Consider the following 19346-nt stretch of genomic DNA (forward strand, 5'->3'; position numbering starts at 1 on the left):
TTTATGTAAACTATAAGAGATTGGATGAAAAACAAAGGAATTAAAAAATGCAATTTGAAACGATTTTATTAGAAAAGAAAAATGGCGTGGGTCTAATCACACTCAATCGACCGAAAGCTTTGAATGCTTTAAATTCACAACTGATTAGTGAAGTAAATGCGGCACTCGATGATTTAGAAAAAGATCAAAGCATTGGCTGTATGGTACTTGCGGGTTCAGAAAAAGCTTTTGCTGCGGGTGCTGACATCAAAGAAATGGCGAATTTAACCTTCCCAAATATTTATTTTGATGATTTTTTCAATTTGGCAGATCGTATTGCACAACGTCGTAAACCATTAATTGCTGCGGTGAGTGGTTATGCGCTGGGTGGTGGCTGTGAGTTGGCACTGATGTGTGATTTTATTTACTGTGCAGACAATGCCAAATTTGGTTTGCCTGAAGTGACTTTGGGTGTAATCCCGGGGATTGGGGGTACACAACGTCTGACCCTTGCAATTGGTAAAGCCAAAGCGATGGAAATGTGTTTAACCGCACGTCAAATGGGTGCAGCAGAAGCAGAACAAAGTGGCTTGGTAGCACAGGTATTTAACAAAGAAGAATTACTTTCACATACGGTACAAGCTGCTGAAAAAATTGCTGAAAGATCACTTGCTGCAACGATGATGATCAAGGAATCAATTAATCGTGCTTTTGAAGTCAGCCTTGCTGAAGGTTTACGTTTTGAACGCCGTACATTCCACTCGATTTTTGCAACTTTAGATCAAAAAGAAGGCATGCAAGCTTTTGTAGAAAAGCGTCAAGCCCACTTTAAAAATCAATAATAAGGATGCGATGATGAGCACAGCAAATACCATTCAAAATACTTCGCAAAATAATTTACATATTGAACAACAAGGTGCTTTAGGTGTGATCAGCCTAGACCGTGTTGCCAATCTCAATGCACTGTCTTTAGAGATGATTCAAGGCATTCAACTACAACTTGAAGCTTGGCAAAATGATCATTCGATTCAAGCAGTTTTGATCAAATCGAATAGCCCTAAAGCATTCTGTGCAGGTGGTGATATTCGCTATCTCTATGATAGTTATAAAAATGGTAATGAAGATTATAAAGCATATTTTCAGTCTGAGTATGACATGCTGAATGTCATTCGTGCCTATGCTAAACCTGTGATTGTATTTTTAGATGGTTATGTTTTAGGTGGTGGTTTTGGCTTAGCACAGGCATGTCACATCATTGTCAGCAGTGAAAAATCACGTTTTGCCATGCCTGAAACAGCGATTGGTTTTTTCCCAGATGTTGCAGCAACACATTTCCTATCACGTTTAGATGATATAGGGGTGTATATGGCGACTACAGGCGATCAGATCAGTAGTAGTGACGCACTGCATTTAGATTTGATTGATTATCATGTGCCAAGTGAAAAATTAGCTGAATTGCAAACGGCATTAAGCCAAGCAAAAACGTTGAATAAAGAACAAGTTCAGCAGGTGATTGCTCAATTCATTACTCGTCCTGAACAAAGCCAACTGAGTTTGGTATCTGAAAATATTCGTAAACATTTTGGTTTTGAACATTTACATGAAATTGAACAAAGCCTTGAAAATGAACAAGATGAGCAGCATCAAGAATGGGCAAGTAAAACGCTCAACACCTTACAACAGCGTTCACTCACTGCAAAACAAGCCAGTTTAAAATTGCAACAGATTGGGCGAGGTTTGTCTTTACAACAATGTATGCAAATTGAACGTGATTTGCAGGATGTATGGTTTGAGCATGGTGATATTGTCGAAGGTGTGCGTGCGCTCATTGTGGATAAGGACAAACAACCGAAGTGGCAACAATCAAGTCCTGTTTTAGAGAAAATTTTGGCTGAGTTGGGTTAATGATCTAAAATAAAAACGAGTTTATACAACTCGGTTTTTTATTGACCTTAAATATTACAATTTTTCTTGAAAAATCGAGCAATAATCAGAATCTTGTGGACAGGCAATATGGGCTTTTCCACCTAAAATAAATGGTTTATTGACTTTTCCATGCCCAAAATAAGGATAATAATAAACTGGAATATTACTTTGTTCAGCAAAAGTGCGGATGACTTCTTTATAAATTAAACGTTCGCCATCATTGGTTTTACTAGGATAAAACTGTCCAAAGACAATCGCTTTGGGATGAAAATCTTTCTTAAATAAAATTTGATGTAACAAACGATCAAGCTGTTTATAGGTCACACTAATATCTTCAAGTAATAAAATTTTATTGTCCCAAGAGCGTTCATATTGAGTTGAAAATAAAGTTTGTACCAAAGTTAAATTGCCACCCGTTAAAGTACCTTCATAGAAATGCTGTTTGGCTGTGCGATTTAAGGGTAAAAGACCTTGATAATGCACTCCATTTTGCATGATTGAAAAGATTTCATTGACCACATCACTTTGATTTTCATCTGGATTGAGTATATTTTTTTCTGTAGATGATGGCAGCTCGATATCCATGGAATTTGCAATAGGTGCATTCATGATTTTGCCCGTGGCAGCAGTTGTGCCATGAATACTTTTCCAACCGATTTCATTATTGACGAAGTAATGAATCGCCGTGACATCACTAAAACCGATTAAAACTTTCGGGGTGCTGTGTTTGATCTGCCTAATTTCAGCATGTAATTTTGGTAATAAATTCAATGCACCTGAACCACCACGGACAAACCATAGATATTTTACTTGATCATTTTTTAAAGCATGAATCAGATTTTTGGCTCGCTCATGGTCAGTATTAACATAACCAAAGTCAGAAAGTTGTTGATTTAAATATTGGGTGCTGACATCAAAGCCTTTATTTTGAAAGGCTTTGGTTATTTTTGGAATATAACTTTCATCATAGGCAGATGAACTGGAAATGAGATAAATGGTGTCTTTAGCATGTGAAAAAGAAATCGAAAAGTAGAGTGAAATTGCCAATGAGGAGATAATTTTCAAACTTTTCATCATGTCTAGGTCGACTTTATTGTAAAAACAGAATTGTATGCAAATTATCTGCATCACAGTTAGATAAATTGCATAAATTAAACAATTTCATTTACTTAAAATACTAATTGACCCGTAGCCAAGTTTGCGAGCGACCAAGTGCTGATACACCAATAAAGCCTCGTCCTTTTAAAATTTGCCCATTTTCAGATAAACTTGCATTAAATTTATACGTTTTACCTGTTTGTGGATCTGTAATATTGCCACCTGTGTATTTGAAATGACCCGAACTTTTTAGATTGGAAATAATATTGATCCCAATTAAAGGTTTATTTTGATATTTACCGACACATTTTGTACATTTTTGTGCCTGACTGGGTTCAAAAACTTTTTGAATGCTTGCAGATAATGTGCCATTACTATTTTCTTTAAATTGCACAAGTGACATTGGTTTTTGTGTTTTATCATCAATCGTTTTCCAGAGCGTACCATGTAATGGATCAGCTGCATAACTCTGTGTAGAGATTATAAATACAGTCAGTAAACCTAAATGAATTTTCATTGTTAATCTCTTATAAAGTGATAGGAATATTGTATGAAATATTTTGTGCTATTTGATTTGATCGTTGTTACTTTTTGAAAGTGAATATATAAAAATTGTATTTGCTGTGTTTTTATACGATTTTAAGATGTAAGTAAATTAAAAAGAAATGTTCTTAAAAGTTAATTCACGATATAAAATAAAAATATAATTTTCAAATAGTTAATGATTTCAAGTTTTATTTAAATTTCTGTACTGATGATCCACTTTAACTAAATAAAATTTTCTTCATATTTAAAATAAGTTATTCTTCTGTGCAACTTAAATAAATTTAAGATGGTTTATTTTTGGATTTTATACAGGGAATATTGGTATGGAGCTTAGACATTTAAAATATTTTGTGGCAGTGGTTGAAGAACAAAGTTTTACTAAAGCTGCTGAAAAATTATTTATTGCACAGCCACCTTTAAGTCGCCAAATCCAAAATCTAGAAAGTGAACTTGGTATTCAGTTATTTGAAAGAGGCAGCCGCCCTTTAGTAACAACTGAAGCGGGTCATTTTTTTTTATAATCATGCTTTACAATTATTAAATCAAGCCGATGAATTAAAAAGTATGACCAAAAAATCGGGATTATTGATCGGACAATTACTTTAAGTTTTGTGGGTTCATTATTATTTAGTTATTTACCTAAAATTATTTTTTTATTTAAACAACGCAATACACATTTAAAAATCGAGCTGGTCGAATTATCCTCCATTGAACAAGTGGCGGCATTAAAAAACAGGCAGATTGATATTGGTTTTGGTCGGGTTGATTTTGATGATCCAGATATTATTCGTACCAAACTACGTGATGAAGCTTTGGTATTGGCAATTCATGCAGGACATCCTTTAGCACGTAAAGAAGGTATTTTTTTTAAAGAATTGGTCGATCAAGATTTGATCTTTTATCCTAAAAATGATCAACCAAATTTTCACACCAGATACAGGCTTTATTTGCAGAACAAAATTTAAGACCAACACAGGTACGGTATGTGCGAGAAATGGCACTCGCATGTGGTTTTGCCGCAGCAGGTGATGGCATGGTGATTGTGCCTGCAAGTGCGAAAAATATTTATTTAACTAATTTAAAATTTATTCCGATTTTAGATCAAAATGCCATGAGCCATGTAGTAATGGCAATCCGCAAAGAACAGTGCACAGAAGATCTTAAGGCATTTTTTGATTGTGTATATCAAGTCTATGATTTAGAAGGCATTCAATATAATAGAATGCAATATTTTTGATCTGTACTTTATGATGATGTGTTGTTTTGATCCAAAGTCATGTACATCCCTCAATATATTATATACTTTTAAAGTATGAAATTATGTCATTCTATCTATTAACTTTTTTTATTTTTTCAGCTTTAATAAAGTAGACTATTTTTATCAGGAATTATATCTAAAAATACGAATTATTCAGCAAAGCCAAAATGATATTTAAGTTGTTTAAATTGAAAATATTTTGAATTAGACAACAAAGGATTAAAAAACCTCAGCGAGGTGCAAGGAAAATGCAATCATTTAGCCAACATTCAGATTTAAAACATGATACAAAACAAGCAGATTTTGCGCAATTTAATGTCCCAAATTTGTGGTGCACATCATTTAGAAACGACCTATCGAGATACTTTGGACTTTCAGTATGATGGACTGCGTTTGCCGAAAAAGCAGATGACCATTGGCTGTATTCAGTATGGGGCAAATGTTGCGATTAATATTTCACAGCTCAAATCCTATAGTATTAGTTTGCCACTACATGGATCACAATCACTCAATATTCGTGGTGAACTGCACCAATCCAATGAAAAACAAGGCTTAATTGTTTCTAATAATGATTCTCAAGATTTATTTATTGATAAAAATTGCAAGAAATTACAAGTGGTCATTCCTGAAAAAAGTATGCAATTGGTGTTATCAGATTTACTTAATCGTCCTATCCATGAACATATTGTTTTTAATCCGATGATGAATTTGGGTATGGATCAGATGGTTGCTGCATGGTGGTCAAATATTCAAAATTTTATGGTGGTTAAAGCACAATATAAAGGGTTTTATGGTTTACATTTATTTTCTGAGGATTATGAAAGTTTTTTGATTAAAGCATTATTGTTGTCTCAGGAAAATAATTTTTCTGATGCTTTACGCAGTTTGGCAGATTCTGCTGAGCCAATTTATATTCAAAAAGTAAAACAATTTTTAATTGAACATGCACAAGAAAATATTACAGCTGAAATGATTTTGAATATTGCAGGTGTATCAAAAACCAAGTTGTATGAACAGTTTCAGCATTATTATGGTACTAGTCCGATTGCATTTTTAAAAAAATATCGGTTGCAAAAAATTTATCAAATTTTAAGTGCCTGCCAACAGCAAGAGCTTTCGATTTCAAAATTGGCTTATGATTGGGGCTTTAGTCATTTAAGCCGTTTTTCGCAAGAATATCGTGAAGAGTTTGGTGAAAATCCAAGTGAAACCAAAGCAAAATCAGCATTCAATTAATACCAATCTGTTAAATTAACTTTATATAAATTAGCCTCTTTTGCTTTTCTACACCATTTACTTTAAACGTGGTGTTGCTATCGTGAGGCGACATGGATGTCGCCGTTGGACAAGGGCGATATGGATATCCCCTTTGTCCAACAAAGGATTTTTGTCACTTTTGATCCTTCAAAAGTGAGGCATTGACTACGCAAAGAAATTTAAACTTGTCAATATAAGTTGAGTCTGTGCAAACCTTTAATTTATATTATCCAACGTTGATAGAATCGTATAAGATTATTTTTCTTGTAATTTTTTGATTATAAAAAAACCTGTTATTTGAAAAGAACAGGTTTTTGCTATGCTGATTATGCGAGTTCACGTGAATTCATTGCTTGTTTATTCTTTGATTTTTCACCCATTACTTTTAAGCTAAGCGCAATGAATGAAATCAATGTCGGGATCGCCAAGACATAGAAAATCCCACTCAGACTGAGTTCAAAGGTGAAGATGAGTGAACCGAAGAATGCACCTAAAATCGCACCAACACGACCAATACCATGCATCCATGATACACCGACTGCACGACAAGTCGATGGATAGAAGATCGCAGATAATGGTAATAATGATGACTGTGCACCTGCAAGTAGAGCACCAATAAGGAAAATGCTAATACCAAACAGGAGAATATTTGAGCTGACGAATCCTGTTAAAAGGAATAGTAAAAATGCAAGGAAATACGAGTATTTAATCACATTGGTTGGGTTGGTTTTGTCCATGTAGTAGCCCATAATCGTTGCACCGATCACGCCACCAAATGGGAAAATTGCCGCAATTAAACTAAATTGTTGTGTGCTGAAACCTGCTGTTTTTAAGATGGTTGGCATCCAACTGGTCAACAGATAAAACACCAATAAACTCATGAAACAGCAGAGCCATAACATGCTTGATCCCCATAAGTATTTTCCTAATACTTGCTTAACTGGGCTTTCATCTGTGTTGTTGGTTTCGGTAGCAGCAAGTTTAAATTGGACATCGGATGCAAAAGGCTGACCTTGAATTTTCTCTAAAATACTTTTTGCTTGAGCAGTCTGATTTTTCTTGACGAGATATTGAGTAGATTCTGGCAATTTTAACATTAAAAATACAACCAGAATTACAGGAATAATCCCACCAATAATAATGACTTTCGCCCAACCTAAACTTTCTAATAAAAAGGCAGACAATACGCCACCGCAAGAAATCCCAAGCATAAAACCACAACCCGCAATACCTGTCAGAAAGGCTTTGCGTTTGCTTGGCATATATTCAGAAACAATGGTACTGATATTGGGCATGGCTGCACCTAAACCAATCCCTGTAATAAAACGATAGATCATCAGATCATTGGTCGAGGTTGCAAAACCACACAAAATGGTAAAAAGGGCAAAAAGTAGCGTGGTGCTGACAATGACTTTTTTACGACCGAACTTGTCAGCAAGAGGTCCTGAAATGATTGCACCAATGGACATGCCCACTAAGGCAGCACTGAGTACAGGCGCGAGTTGTGGTTTGGTGATGCCCCAAGCATCGAGTAAAGACGGCGCAACAAAGCCGATAATACCGGTGTCTAATCCATCGCAGAAGAACACCAAAAAGCCGAGGAAAAACACCAACCATTGTAATGGCGAGAGTTTGTCACGGTCGATGACCGTATTAACATCGATTGTTTGCATAATTATTCCCTTAATAATTGAAAATCGATTGTGTTGATTCACGATAATGTTTATTCAATATCGATGACTATTGACTTAAAACCACTTGATTCAATTAAAATTATTTATCTATTTTTAGCATTGGGTGCTTATTGAAAATATTTTTAGTGAACTTTTCCATTGATTTCACTCAAAATATATTCCAGATATTTCCAAATATTTAACGTGAAGCACTCTCCCTCGAAAAGGAGAGTAGTTCATCAGAATTTATAAATTAAGCTTTAACAGTATTGCTGGATAAAAACTTTTCACTATAAATCTTAAAGTTACTTAACGCAGCAGCGTCTAACCATGTTTTTACAGCTTCGATCATCGGTGGTGGACCACATAAATACATATCAAAAGCCTGTTCAGCCAGTTGATCTTTATTTAAATGTTCATGGATAAATCCAGTTTTTCCAGACCATGTTTCTGTGGCTTGGGTGACAATCGGATGATAATTAAAGTTGGCAATTTTAGTGGCATAGTCTTGTAAACGTTGCTGTTCACATAAGTCAACTTCTTTATTTACCCCATAAAACAGCTCGATTTTTGGTGGGTTTTGCTGTTCAGCAAGGTTGTCTAACATGCCTAAAAATGCTGAAAGCCCTGTACCACCTGCGATAAATACCAGCGGTTTTTCAACTTCTCGTAAATAGAAACTGCCCAAAGGTGCTTCCATCACAATGGTTTGTCCGACTTGACAGCGATCACGTAAGTAATTACTCATCACGCCATCAGGCAATAATCGAATTAAAAATTGCAATTGGTTGTTTGCATTTGGGCGATTGGCAAATGAATATGAGCGCCATTCATCTGTATCTGGAATTTGCAAACGTGCATATTGTCCAGCCAAATACTGCAATTGCTGTGTATGACTGCTTGCATCGACATGTAAAATTGCTGTGGTTTCAGACACTAACTCAACTTTTGTGACTGTTGCAGCAATTTTTAAAGTATCACCTGCATTACAAATATTTGAATCATGATCAAAGAAAAAAGCGGCATCCGACTGTACGCGGGTTTGACATGCCAACATTTTTCGTTCAGCCAAATCACGTGCGCTGAGCGCTTCTTCATCGACATATTCTTGTTCATAAATGCCAGTTTCACATTGTCCCTGACAGGTACCACAGACGCCTTCACGGCAGTCGAGTGGTAGGTTAATGCCTTGACGAATCGCAGCATCGAGTAATAATTCTTCATTATTGACAGAGATAAAAAATGTTTTACCATCTGCAAAATTCAGTGCGACAGAATGTCCCATTTTAAAACTCCTTAAACGTGGTAGAAGTCTAAAACAGAATCAATTTTGTCATTCAGCAACACTGTATGTTGTTTGCGAATGCGGAAACTGTCTTCAGTTTGACGTAAAGTATAAGTGGCATGACCGTAGAAACAACCTTCTAAACCTTGACGATTGTATAGCGTTTGCCAAACGACTTTGGCTTCAATCAAACCATCTGCCAATTCTTTCACACGAACATTGCTAATAAAATGTGCAGTACGTGGCAAGGGGGTTGCAGATGCCGCTTTGCCTGTTTCGATACGGAAGACTCGATCTTCTAGACCTGTACGATCTTCATAGTAAATATAAGACATACCTTGGTTTGGATCAGTCACATAAGTATGGTCATCGATCCATTGTGGAATGTGATAAAGGCTGTCTTCATCATACAGTTCTAAATACTCATTCCATTGAAAATTATCACAATATTCAGATTTTTGGTTTAAAAACTGAGTCACAGCAAAGGTTAATTCCATGTTCATGCTTAGATCTCCTCAGTTTCTGCGTGTTGGAACGTAATGTCATGCATTTTCAAAGCACTTTTATTTAAACCATCAAGGAGTAGTTTTCTCCAATGCCCATGCTGGTTGACATATAAGCCTTCATGGGTAATTTCACGCCCTGTAATTACAGGCTTAATCCCAAGAATCTCAGCATTTTTACTTGTGCCGTAGTTCCAATTGTGATGACCACGTGAAATATCACTCCAACGCTCTAAACGGGCTTGGAAACCTTTTTGTTGTTCTCTAAATTCAACCAAATCGTCTGGTGTACCTAAGCCTGATACATTAAAGAAATCTTCAAATTGACGAATACGGTTACGGCGGGCTTCAGCAGATTCACCTTTTACCCCGATACATTGGCTAATCACTTCCGTTTTGTTCCATGCCACAGGACGAACAATACGCAATTGCGAACTGATCTGATCCATAAAGAATAGGCTAGGGTATAAGTTCAAATTACGTAAGCGATGCATTGCCCATTTAGCACGATCTTCACCATATTTTTCAACCAAATACGGCATGACTGTTTCATAACCCGGACGTACTGTTGGGTTTGGCATGTCACTAAATAAAACGCTGTGACCATTTTTAAAGCTAAAGAAACCATCATCTGTGTCGCCATCACCTGCGCCTAATTTACTATAATCAAGCGTGTCCATATCTTGACCATTTTCAGCATTCACTTGTTGACGATGCTGTACGGTAGACACATAGTTATAATGAACTGTACTGACATGGTAGCCATCTAAACCATTTTCATCTTGTAGTTTCCAGTTGCCTGCAAAAGTATAAGCAGATTTACCTTGTAAAACTTCAAGTTCGCCTGTTGGTGATTGTTCTACCATCAAGTCCAAAAATACTTTAGCATCACCTAAGAATTCTTCTAGGCTATCTGTTGCTTGAGTATCAAGGCTCACAAATACAAAGCCACGATAGCTTTCAATACGACCTTGTTTTAGACCACGTGCTGATTTATCAAAATCATCACAATATTCGCTTGGACCTTTAACTTTGATCAAACGACCATCTGATTTATAACACCAAGCATGGAACGGACAGGTAAAAGTTGATTTATTGCCTTTTGCCACACGGGTCAAGGTTGCGCCACGATGCTCGCAGGCATTGACAAGGGCATGCAGTTGACCTGAACCATCACGGCTGATGATCATCGGTTGGCGACCGATTTGTACCGTTACAAAGTCATTATTATTTGGAATTTCACTTTCGTGACAGGCATAGATCCATACTTTTTCGAAAATATGCTCCATTTCTAAGTCAAATAATTCTGCTTCTGTGAACATTTCACGAGCAATGCGATACACGCCATCTTCAGGACGGAAATCCAAACAATTATTAACAAATTCTTGCCATTGGGCAGTATTGCGAGCTTCCATTCGTTATTCTCCATTTCAATACATCTTTGAGATGATTGAAACCCGAATCAGACCTTGGGCTCTATCCACTTTTTCCGTTTCTCTATCCTATAAGTGCATTTATTGAAAATTTAAGCAAAATCATCAGGAATTACAGACAAACATTATCAACTGTCCAAAATCCCTTTATAATAGTGTCCATTCTTTTCGAGTGAGATCAATTGAAATATTCAATCTTCATTGGTCAGCTCGTTTTTCTGTTTTTAGTCAATTGCTACAATTCGACTGATTTAAATATTTTGCAATTTATGTGTTTGTAAATACACATAAAAGCTTTAGGTGCTCACATGGAAATCAAAGTCAATTATCTCGACAATCTTCGACAAGAGGCGAAGTTTGATGACTTCACGGTGATTGCTGATCAGCCGATTCGCTATAAAGGTGATGGTTCTGCACCCGGTCCATTTGACTATTTTTTAGCATCATCCGCTTTATGCGCTGCGTATTTTGTTAAAGTCTATTGTGCTGCACGTGATATTCCTACCGATAATATTCGCCTATCACAAAACAATATTGTTGATCCTGAAAACCGCTATAAACAAATTTTTAAAATTCAAGTTGAATTGCCTGCGGACATTTCAGACAAAGACCGTCAAGGCATTTTGCGTTCAATTGACCGTTGTACGGTTAAGAAAGTCATTCAAACAGGACCTGAGTTTGTTATTGAAGAAGTCGAAAGCATTGATGCAGATGCACAAGCCTTGCTCATGCCTGATTTAGCCAAAGAAAGTACGACATTTATTGCAGGAAAAGATCTGCCTTTAGAAGAAACCATTGCCAATATGTCTGCGATTTTGGCTGGTTTGGGCATGAAAATTGAAATTTCTTCATGGCGTAATATTGTACCGAATGTGTGGTCGTTACATATTCGTGATGCGCAGTCGCCAATGTGTTTTACCAATGGTAAAGGCTCAACCAAAGAAAGTGCGCTTGCATCGGCTTTGGGTGAATTCATTGAGCGTTTAAACTGTAATTTTTTCTATAACGATCAGTTTTGGGGTGAAGACATTGCCAATGCTGAATTTGTACATTACCCAGATGAAAAATGGTTTCAAGTGGGAGCAAATGGCGAATTACCAACTGAAATTTTAGATGATTATACCCGTGAAATTTATGATCCTGAAAATGAACTTTTAGGCACACATTTATACGACACGAACTCAGGCAATAAAGCTCGTGGTATTTGCTCATTACCATTTGTACGCCAGTCGGATGGTGAAACAGTCTATTTCCCATCTAACTTGATTGAAAATTTATATCTTTCCAATGGGATGAGTGCAGGCAATACTTTAGCGGAAGCACAAGTACAATGTTTGTCTGAAATTTTTGAACGTGCAGTTAAACGGGATATTATTGCAGGTGAAATTGCATTACCCGATGTACCTGAAGCGGTTTTGGCAAAATATCCACGTATTGTGGAAGGGATCAAAGGCTTAGAAGAACAAGGTTTTCCTGTTTTAGTGAAAGATGCATCACTTGGTGGAAAATATCCAGTGATGTGTGTAACACTCATGAATCCACGTACAGGTGGTGTTTTTGCCTCTTTTGGTGCACATCCAAAACTTGAAGTTGCCTTAGAACGTAGTTTAACGGAGCTACTACAAGGACGTAGTTTTGAAGGTTTGAATGACTTACCAAAGCCAACTTTTAGCAGCAATGCGGTCACTGAGCCGAATAATTTTGTAGAACATTTTATTGATTCAAGTGGTGTGGTGTCATGGAAATTCTTTAGTTCGCAGTCAGATTATGACTTTGTGGAATGGGATTTTACGGGCAATGGTGACAATGAAGCCGAAGCTGCAACCTTGTTTGGCATTTTAGAAGATATGGGTAAAGATGCTTATATGGCGGTGTATCAGCATTTGGGTGCAACTGCTTGCCGTATCTTAGTGCCTGATTATTCTGAAATTTATTTGGTTGAAGATTTGATTTGGGACAATACCAATAAAGCTTTGGACTTCCGTGAGGATATTTTAAATATTCACCGTTTGGATGAAGAACAGCTTGAAGCTTTGGTTGAGCGTTTAGAAGAAGTCGAAGTCGATGATTATACAGATATCGTGACCTTGATCGGGATTGAATTTGATGACAATACAGTATGGGGACAATTGACTGTTCTTGAACTTAAATTATTAATTTACATCGCCCTGCAAGAGTTTGAACAAGCCAAAGAATTGGTCGAACAATTCTTACAATACAATACCAATACAGTTGAACGTGGTTTGTTCTATCAATGTTTAAATGTGGTATTGGAAGTTGAACTGGATGAAGATGAAGGCTTAGATTTAAATGATTATGAGCACAATTTCCGCCGTATGTTTGGTGATGAACGTATGGATGCGGTGATTGGCTCCATGGATGGTAGCATTCGTTTCTATGGTTTAACTGAAACCAATATGCAACTTGAGGGTTTAGATCGTCATTTACGTTTGATCGACAGCTATAAAAAATTGCATGCAGCACGTGCAAAATTTGTTGCAGCTTCTTAAAAAGTTATTTTAGATGGATCTATCAATAAAACGTCCAATCGGGCGTTTATTTTTTTGTAATGAGCGCATTAAAGATTTAATTTAAATCAGGAATTGTCCAATCTTCATGATCTAATTCATCATTATAAAAAATAAAACTACTCGGTGCTAAGCCTTGTTCGAGACAATACTGCTCCACCCAATCATAATAATTGTCGGGTAAATCAGAAGAAATGCCGCGTTCCCAATAATGATTCCCATAGGCAAGAAACATTGCCCAATGGTATTCATAATCATGGGAAATCATTGCAGCGCTTAAAGCACTCTTAACAGGATACTGACAAACACCTGATTCAGCGACAAGTTGCTGCGCTTCTTGTAGGGTTTTATGTGCATATTTCACGATGCTTGCTTCTACAATTCTGACCCAAGTATAAAAATTGAAAATGATTTTTTCATGTGGATTGTCTTCATCATGAAAAATTAAGCCGTCTTTAATTTGTTGTTGCATTTTTCTTTTTCATCCTTGTTTTAATTGAATATTCTGATGATATGAGGAATAGATTTTCATTTAAATTGATTTGTTATTATAAAGAAAAATTATTGAGCTTACGATCATAAAAATGTCGCAAATAGGTGTAGATGAGGTTGTGATAAGCGATGGTTCTATTCTGTTGTAAAGGTCGATGAAGATCTATTCTTGGTTGGCATAGTCACATTTGCATTGAAATATTGAGCTTAAAATGTGATAGAAACGCTGAAATTGTAATCAGGATTCTAAACATATTTTTATGAAGATAAGTGCACAGATCGTTATTGAATTGTTTTATGAGCAACTGATTTACAACATCATGTTGATGCAGTTGCTCATATTTTACATCGGCTTAAAACTTACGTTGATAATTGATAAAGAAACGATTTTCCACAAAGTCATTGCCATGATCTTGATCATATTTGGCAAATAAATGTTGTATCGAAAAACCTTTGAGCATCGGTTGTTGGAAGGTATAACTTGTAAATAAGTTAAACTCAGATTCCTTATTTTCCTGTCCATTTGCCATTTTAATATCATCGCCCATGGCATATTTGGCAGTACTCGTCAGACCAGGTACATAGTCTTTAAAATCATAACCATAGATGAAGTGCCAAGATTTTTCATTTTTCTTGAAAAAGCCGGTGACATTCCAATTGATAAAATACAACTCAGGTAAAAAACCATCGGGTAAAGGGTAGGCATCGCCCACGATCTGCTGATAGCCTACGCCAATACTATGATTTTTTACTTTTACCGTTTCCAACAGGCCGATGTTTTGACTGTCGATGTCTAATGCACTGCTATTGTCCTGTGAATTAAAATAGCGCAATTTGGAATGGAGTGCGATATTTTCAGCAATCGGATATTTATGTTCGACACCTAAATAATGTTTGTCATATAAATTATCCAAATGCCCATAGTAGTAATTCACATTCAAATCTTTATTTACATCATAGACAAAGTTGATGTAGTCCAAGCCATCTGAATAGTGTTTTACCCCATTTTGCGTATAAGAAAATTTATAGAAATCTTCCTTATTTCGTGGTGAATTACGAGTGACATGTCCAAGTTCAACTTTTAATTTTTCCATCACAGGAAATTTTAAATTTACCCCTTGATAGGTGGTGAGTAGCTGACGACTTGTGTCGACGGTGGTCATCGGTAAATTCAGCCACAATTCCCCAACACGCAGTTCTGCCTGATCATATTTCAGTTTCAGCGTTCCACCGTATTTTAAATAATCATCGGCTTGTTCTTTTTTGATCGGATCAAAAGGCAGCACCGTATCATCTACATGCTTATCGTTGCTGAGGCGGACTGCATATTGCACCGAACCATCGACACCGATTTGGATCGGCTGATCTAAAATCTGTAGTGGTGTGTCATAAAATTTTGAAGTGTAAAATAATGACGCACCTTGCGACCAACTGCCTGTATCTTTGACATTTGACTGATCAAAATTACGGTCGATATAGGCATTTTTCAGGGTGAATTTCCATTCATCTTCTGCATGGAGTTGTTGCATCATGGCACAGCCATTGATCAGCATCAGTGCGGAAAAAAGTGTTGAAAATGAGCGTTTTTTTAACATAAGGCATCCTTGACTTAAGTTTATTTCCAAATGAAAGGCGATTGTTTTTGAACGTCTTCTGCATCAGGTTCGAGTGCGATGCCTGTACGATCTTTGAAAATACAAATCGCAAGGAATGCAATCACTGACATTACAGTCAAATAAGCACTGACCAAATAAATTCCATTTACTTTACCAATAAGTGCTGCTGCGATGAGCGGGGCAAATGCACCACCGATGATCGAGCCAATCGCATAGGTAATTGAAATACCGGAGAAACGAATCGAAGCAGGGAACAGTTCTGAGTAGAAAACTGCTTGTACGCCGTAGGTGATACCGATACCCATAGATAAAAGTGCCAAGCCCAACATGATCAAGCCGTAGTTACCTGTACTGATCAATGAAAATAGTGCAAGCGCAGTAATGACTTGGATGATTGAACCCACGATATAAATCGGTTTACGTCCAAATTTGTCAGAAAGAACGGCTGACAACCAAGTGAAGAATGTCCAAATTACCGCTGAAATACTGACTAAACCAAGAATGGTCGGGCGGTCGAGGTTTAAACCTTTTGGATTGGTGGTAAAGCTTTGGATGAAACCACCCGCAGTCATGTAGCCTAGTGCAGTTGTTCCTGCGATCAACAGTGCTGAACTGAAAATGACTTTTTTGTATTGACCAAACAATTCACGGATTGGTTTTTGAGTCGTGCCTTTTTGCTTTAATTCTTCAAAAATCGGGCTTTCTTCAACTGAACGGCGAATCCAATAACCCAAAGCGAACAGTAAAATACTCAATAGAAATGGAATGCGCCAACCCCACGCCATAAATTCTTCACCCGGTGATACATAGCCTGTCATGACCACGAGGACCAAAGATGCAAGCAATAAACCAAGTGGAACGCCAAGTTGTGGGAACGAGCTGAACAGTCCACGTTTTTCAGTCGGTGCATGTTCAACTGCCATCAACACTGCGCCACCCCATTCACCACCTGCGGAGATGCCTTGTAAGATTCGCAGTAAAATCAAAATGATCGGTGCAGCAATGCCGATGCTGTCATAGGTCGGTAATAGACCAATCAATGTTGTGGTACCGCCCATCATGATCAAGGTGATGGCAAGTACAGTTTTACGTCCAAATTTATCGCCGAAATAGCCTGCGATGAATGCACCAAAAGGACGGAAAATGAAGCTGATTCCCACCGATGCAAAAACCAATAGGGTTGCAAAGACAGGTCCTGCAGGTTTAAAGAACAGTTGATTGAAGACTAAGCCTGCAACTGCGGCATAGATAAAGTAGTCGTACCATTCGATGGTGGTACCGACGATGGTTGCCATTGCGATTTTACGGGTACGTGACGCATGGGGTAATGCAAGCGTCGGGCTGTGCAGTTCTACTTGAGAATTTTCCATAGCATTTCCTTTTTTGTCTTGTGCGAGCGGCTTCAATCTATTTTTTAGTTTTTGATTGGAACCATATCCTTGTCGCCATGATTCGTCATGAATCAATTTATTTAATTATGCTTAATAATTTTCAAAAAGATACACCTAAAATAATATTTATTTAAAATTGTATCTTTTAAATAAATTTATGAACTTTGTTTTATTGGGTTTTATTTTTAAATAAAATTTATATATCAATAATTTACTGTTTTTAATTTATTGAAAAGTGTTGTTTATTTAAAATAATATGATGTAAGAATAATTTTTAATATTTAAAAATGTATCATATTTTATTGTTTTAATCGCAAAAAAGCCTAGATAAAAGGTCTTTTATCTAGGGGAGGAAATGGATGTGTTTTTAATACATCGCATTGGTGTTAGTGTGTATGCCAATCATAGTTCTATAATGAGTAATGAAGTTCCTACGAGACTGATGTGCCGTACTTCAAAATAATTAGACCTCTTGCGAAAGTTAGTTTCGGCAAGATCTGAACCAATATTGAAGGTTCCCTCTCCTTTCAGGATGAGAAACATAGTTTCGCAAGAGGGAGAGGTTTTTATTTAAAAGCCCTCATCCTCTTGCGGAGTTACCTCCTCATCCCAAAGGGAGAAGGGACTTCCATTATTAAGAGTTCTATCTCCTGAGCAAGTTTTAAAGCACTGCTTTAAAATGAGGCGTAAGTGAGGGGTAGGGAGAGGTTGTATTTTGAATACCCTTATTCCACCTTTTATTTTTAATTTTAGCGATAATTAGTAACATCAAGAAACTAAGCAGCATCTAACGTAGTTTCGTCATAAATTAAAGTCGTACCTGTAGCTTGAATGACTTCTTCAAGACTGATGTCAGGCGCAAGTTCAACAATACGTACTGTATTGTCAATAATATCAAATACACCATAATTACTGATGATTCGGCTGACCACGCCTTGTCCTGTTAAGGGGAGTGTGCATTGATCTAAAATTTTGGCTTCACCATTTTTATTGTAATGTTGCATCATCACCACAATTTTTTTAGCGCCTGCGACCAAGTCCATTGCGCCACCCATGCCTTTGACTTTATGTCCCGGAATCATCCAATTCGCAATATCACCTGTTTTAGACACTTGCATTGCACCCAAAATTGCCACATCGACATGACCACCTCGGATCATGGCAAATGAGTCAGAGCTTGAGAAAAATGATGCGCCTGATTTGGTGGTGACGGTTTGTTTGCCTGCATTGATCAAATCTGCATCAACGTCTTCCTCAAGCGGAAACTCGCCAATACCCAATAAACCATTTTCAGATTGCAACCAAATGTGCAGTTCAGGGTCGATATAATTCGCCACCAATGTCGGTAAACCGATACCTAAATTGACATAATCGCCATCGTGTAACTCTTGTGCAGCACGTTGTGCCATTTGTTCTTGTGTCCAAGCCATGAGCGTATTCCTTATGCAGCACTTTTGACGGTTCGAATTTCAATGTGTTTGTTTGGATTTGGATTAACCACGATACGATCGACATAAATACCGGGGAGGTGAATATCATCCGGATCTAATTCTCCAATTTCCACCAATTCTTCTACTTCTACGATGGTGAGTTTGGCTGCCATCGCACAGTCAGGGTTGATATTGCGGGCAGTTTTGCGGAACACTAAGTTGCCTGCTTTATCCGCTTTATAGGCTTTAACCAAAGCAAGATCAGCATTTAGTGCTTCTTCGAGTAGATAATTTTGTCCGTTAAAATTACGGACTTCTTTGCCTTCTTGTACCGCTGTTCCTACACCTGTTTTGGTATAAAAAGCAGGGATTCCTGCGCCTGCGGCACGTAATTTTTCAGCCAATGTACCTTGTGGTGTGAGTTCGACTTCGAGTTCACCTGCGAGGTATTGGCGTTCAAATTCTTTATTGCCACCAATATAAGAGGAAATCATTTTTTTCACTTGGCGTGATTCAAGTAATAAACTTAAACCGATGCCGTCGATGCCTGCATTATTACTAATGCAAGTCAGTTGTTGGGCATTGGAGTCACGTAAGGTTTGAATAAGTAACTCAGGAATGCCACATAAACCGAAACCACCGACAGCAATCAGCATATTGTCCTGAACAATATCAAACAGTGCTGCCTGACTATTTGGATAGACTTTATTCATTTTGAAATCCTTCAATGATGCTCCAAAATCCATATTTGGAAAGGTGCCTTTTATCAATGGTGCTGTGAATTGAAATTTCTTTACCTTTAAAAGGATGGAAAATTTAATTAAATATTTTGATCAATTTTTAAAATCTTCCCATTTGCACTAATGCTGATCAGTTAAGCAAAATTATTGGATAGATTCTTAAAATCTCCCCTAACCCCTCTTTGAAAAAG

14 protein-coding genes and 2 pseudogenes are annotated in these 19346 nt (G+C 37.1%); 5 read left to right on the plus strand and 11 right to left on the minus strand.

Features of this window, described 5'->3' with window-relative positions; genetic code table 11:
- Positions 1–47: 47 nt before the first annotated feature.
- Both AVJ19_RS03560 and AVJ19_RS03565 read left to right on the plus strand, forming a co-directional pair.
- Positions 48–821: an enoyl-CoA hydratase gene (locus AVJ19_RS03560; protein ID WP_111858429.1), complete on the plus strand. Its 774-nt coding sequence runs from the start codon at positions 48–50 to the stop codon at positions 819–821.
- A gap of 13 nt (positions 822–834) precedes the next feature.
- Positions 835–1884 carry an enoyl-CoA hydratase/isomerase family protein gene (locus AVJ19_RS03565; protein WP_111858430.1) on the plus strand — a complete coding sequence of 350 codons (1050 nt, stop codon included), beginning with the start codon at positions 835–837 and terminating at the stop codon, positions 1882–1884.
- Positions 1885–1938: 54 nt separating this feature from the next.
- Here AVJ19_RS03565 and AVJ19_RS03570 read toward each other — a convergent pair whose 3' ends face one another.
- On the minus strand, positions 1939–2979 hold the full coding sequence (locus AVJ19_RS03570) for an LD-carboxypeptidase (protein ID WP_111858431.1): 1041 nt from the start codon (positions 2977–2979) through the stop codon (positions 1939–1941).
- A gap of 103 nt (positions 2980–3082) precedes the next feature.
- Positions 3083–3520 (minus strand): DUF2147 domain-containing protein, encoded by a 438-nt coding sequence (locus tag AVJ19_RS03575; RefSeq protein ID WP_111858432.1) that lies wholly within the window; start codon positions 3518–3520, stop codon positions 3083–3085.
- Positions 3521–3872: 352 nt separating this feature from the next.
- On the opposite strand from AVJ19_RS03575, the pseudogene AVJ19_RS22435 reads away from it, so the two are divergent.
- Both AVJ19_RS22435 and AVJ19_RS03585 read left to right on the plus strand, forming a co-directional pair.
- Positions 3873–4786 (plus strand): annotated as a pseudogene (locus tag AVJ19_RS22435) (LysR substrate-binding domain-containing protein).
- A gap of 269 nt (positions 4787–5055) precedes the next feature.
- A pseudogene (locus tag AVJ19_RS03585) lies at positions 5056–6043 on the plus strand (AraC family transcriptional regulator).
- A 347-nt stretch (positions 6044–6390) separates the two neighbouring features.
- On the opposite strand, the gene AVJ19_RS03590 reads toward AVJ19_RS03585, so the two are convergent.
- The 4 genes from AVJ19_RS03590 to antA form a co-directional block, all read right to left on the minus strand.
- Positions 6391–7737, minus strand: coding sequence for an MFS transporter (locus AVJ19_RS03590; RefSeq protein WP_111858433.1), 1347 nt, complete (start codon positions 7735–7737; stop codon positions 6391–6393).
- A 253-nt stretch (positions 7738–7990) separates the two neighbouring features.
- Entirely contained in the window at positions 7991–9022 is a 1032-nt protein-coding gene (antC, locus tag AVJ19_RS03595) for an anthranilate 1,2-dioxygenase electron transfer component AntC (protein ID WP_111858434.1), read from the minus strand.
- An 11-nt stretch (positions 9023–9033) separates the two neighbouring features.
- On the minus strand, positions 9034–9525 hold the full coding sequence (antB, locus tag AVJ19_RS03600; RefSeq protein ID WP_111858435.1) for an anthranilate 1,2-dioxygenase small subunit: 492 nt from the start codon (positions 9523–9525) through the stop codon (positions 9034–9036).
- Between the two features lie 2 nt (positions 9526–9527).
- Complete coding sequence (gene antA / locus AVJ19_RS03605) at positions 9528–10940, minus strand: anthranilate 1,2-dioxygenase large subunit (RefSeq protein WP_111858436.1); 1413 nt, start codon at positions 10938–10940, stop codon at positions 9528–9530.
- A 326-nt stretch (positions 10941–11266) separates the two neighbouring features.
- Between antA and AVJ19_RS03610 the strand changes: the two genes are divergently transcribed.
- Positions 11267–13468 carry an OsmC domain/YcaO domain-containing protein gene (locus AVJ19_RS03610; RefSeq protein WP_111858437.1) on the plus strand — a complete coding sequence of 734 codons (2202 nt, stop codon included), beginning with the start codon at positions 11267–11269 and terminating at the stop codon, positions 13466–13468.
- A gap of 76 nt (positions 13469–13544) precedes the next feature.
- Here the strand turns inward: AVJ19_RS03610 and AVJ19_RS03615 are convergent, their stop codons facing one another.
- The 5 genes from AVJ19_RS03615 to AVJ19_RS03635 form a co-directional block, all read right to left on the minus strand.
- On the minus strand, positions 13545–13958 hold the full coding sequence (locus tag AVJ19_RS03615; protein ID WP_111858438.1) for a hypothetical protein: 414 nt from the start codon (positions 13956–13958) through the stop codon (positions 13545–13547).
- A gap of 373 nt (positions 13959–14331) precedes the next feature.
- Positions 14332–15573 carry an OprD family outer membrane porin gene (locus AVJ19_RS03620; RefSeq protein WP_111858439.1) on the minus strand — a complete coding sequence of 414 codons (1242 nt, stop codon included), beginning with the start codon at positions 15571–15573 and terminating at the stop codon, positions 14332–14334.
- A 20-nt stretch (positions 15574–15593) separates the two neighbouring features.
- Positions 15594–16964: an MFS transporter gene (locus tag AVJ19_RS03625; RefSeq protein ID WP_111858440.1), complete on the minus strand. Its 1371-nt coding sequence runs from the start codon at positions 16962–16964 to the stop codon at positions 15594–15596.
- 797 nt (positions 16965–17761) lie between these two features.
- On the minus strand, positions 17762–18415 hold the full coding sequence (locus AVJ19_RS03630; RefSeq protein ID WP_111858441.1) for a 3-oxoacid CoA-transferase subunit B: 654 nt from the start codon (positions 18413–18415) through the stop codon (positions 17762–17764).
- An 11-nt stretch (positions 18416–18426) separates the two neighbouring features.
- Positions 18427–19128, minus strand: a complete 702-nt coding sequence (locus AVJ19_RS03635; RefSeq protein ID WP_087552539.1) for a CoA transferase subunit A — start codon at positions 19126–19128, stop codon at positions 18427–18429.
- Between the last annotated feature and the right edge of the window lie 218 nt (positions 19129–19346).

Source organism: Acinetobacter sp. CFCC 10889 (assembly GCF_003268395.1).
Taxonomy (GTDB): Bacteria; Pseudomonadota; Gammaproteobacteria; order Pseudomonadales; family Moraxellaceae; genus Acinetobacter.

What these genes read in the sequence shown, in the direction of transcription:
- AVJ19_RS03560 (WP_111858429.1), top strand. Translation starts at nt 48, where the DNA reads ATGCAATTTGAAACGATTTTATTAGAAAAGAAAAATGGCGTGGGTCTA.
- AVJ19_RS03565 (WP_111858430.1), top strand. Translation starts at nt 835, where the DNA reads ATGAGCACAGCAAATACCATTCAAAATACTTCGCAAAATAATTTACAT.
- AVJ19_RS03570 (WP_111858431.1), bottom strand. Translation starts at nt 2,979, where the DNA reads ATGAAAAGTTTGAAAATTATCTCCTCATTGGCAATTTCACTCTACTTT.
- AVJ19_RS03575 (WP_111858432.1), bottom strand. Translation starts at nt 3,520, where the DNA reads ATGAAAATTCATTTAGGTTTACTGACTGTATTTATAATCTCTACACAG.
- AVJ19_RS03590 (WP_111858433.1), bottom strand. Translation starts at nt 7,737, where the DNA reads ATGCAAACAATCGATGTTAATACGGTCATCGACCGTGACAAACTCTCG.
- antC (WP_111858434.1), bottom strand. Translation starts at nt 9,022, where the DNA reads ATGGGACATTCTGTCGCACTGAATTTTGCAGATGGTAAAACATTTTTT.
- antB (WP_111858435.1), bottom strand. Translation starts at nt 9,525, where the DNA reads ATGAACATGGAATTAACCTTTGCTGTGACTCAGTTTTTAAACCAAAAA.
- antA (WP_111858436.1), bottom strand. Translation starts at nt 10,940, where the DNA reads ATGGAAGCTCGCAATACTGCCCAATGGCAAGAATTTGTTAATAATTGT.
- AVJ19_RS03610 (WP_111858437.1), top strand. Translation starts at nt 11,267, where the DNA reads ATGGAAATCAAAGTCAATTATCTCGACAATCTTCGACAAGAGGCGAAG.
- AVJ19_RS03615 (WP_111858438.1), bottom strand. Translation starts at nt 13,958, where the DNA reads ATGCAACAACAAATTAAAGACGGCTTAATTTTTCATGATGAAGACAAT.
- AVJ19_RS03620 (WP_111858439.1), bottom strand. Translation starts at nt 15,573, where the DNA reads ATGTTAAAAAAACGCTCATTTTCAACACTTTTTTCCGCACTGATGCTG.
- AVJ19_RS03625 (WP_111858440.1), bottom strand. Translation starts at nt 16,964, where the DNA reads ATGGAAAATTCTCAAGTAGAACTGCACAGCCCGACGCTTGCATTACCC.
- AVJ19_RS03630 (WP_111858441.1), bottom strand. Translation starts at nt 18,415, where the DNA reads ATGGCTTGGACACAAGAACAAATGGCACAACGTGCTGCACAAGAGTTA.
- AVJ19_RS03635 (WP_087552539.1), bottom strand. Translation starts at nt 19,128, where the DNA reads ATGAATAAAGTCTATCCAAATAGTCAGGCAGCACTGTTTGATATTGTT.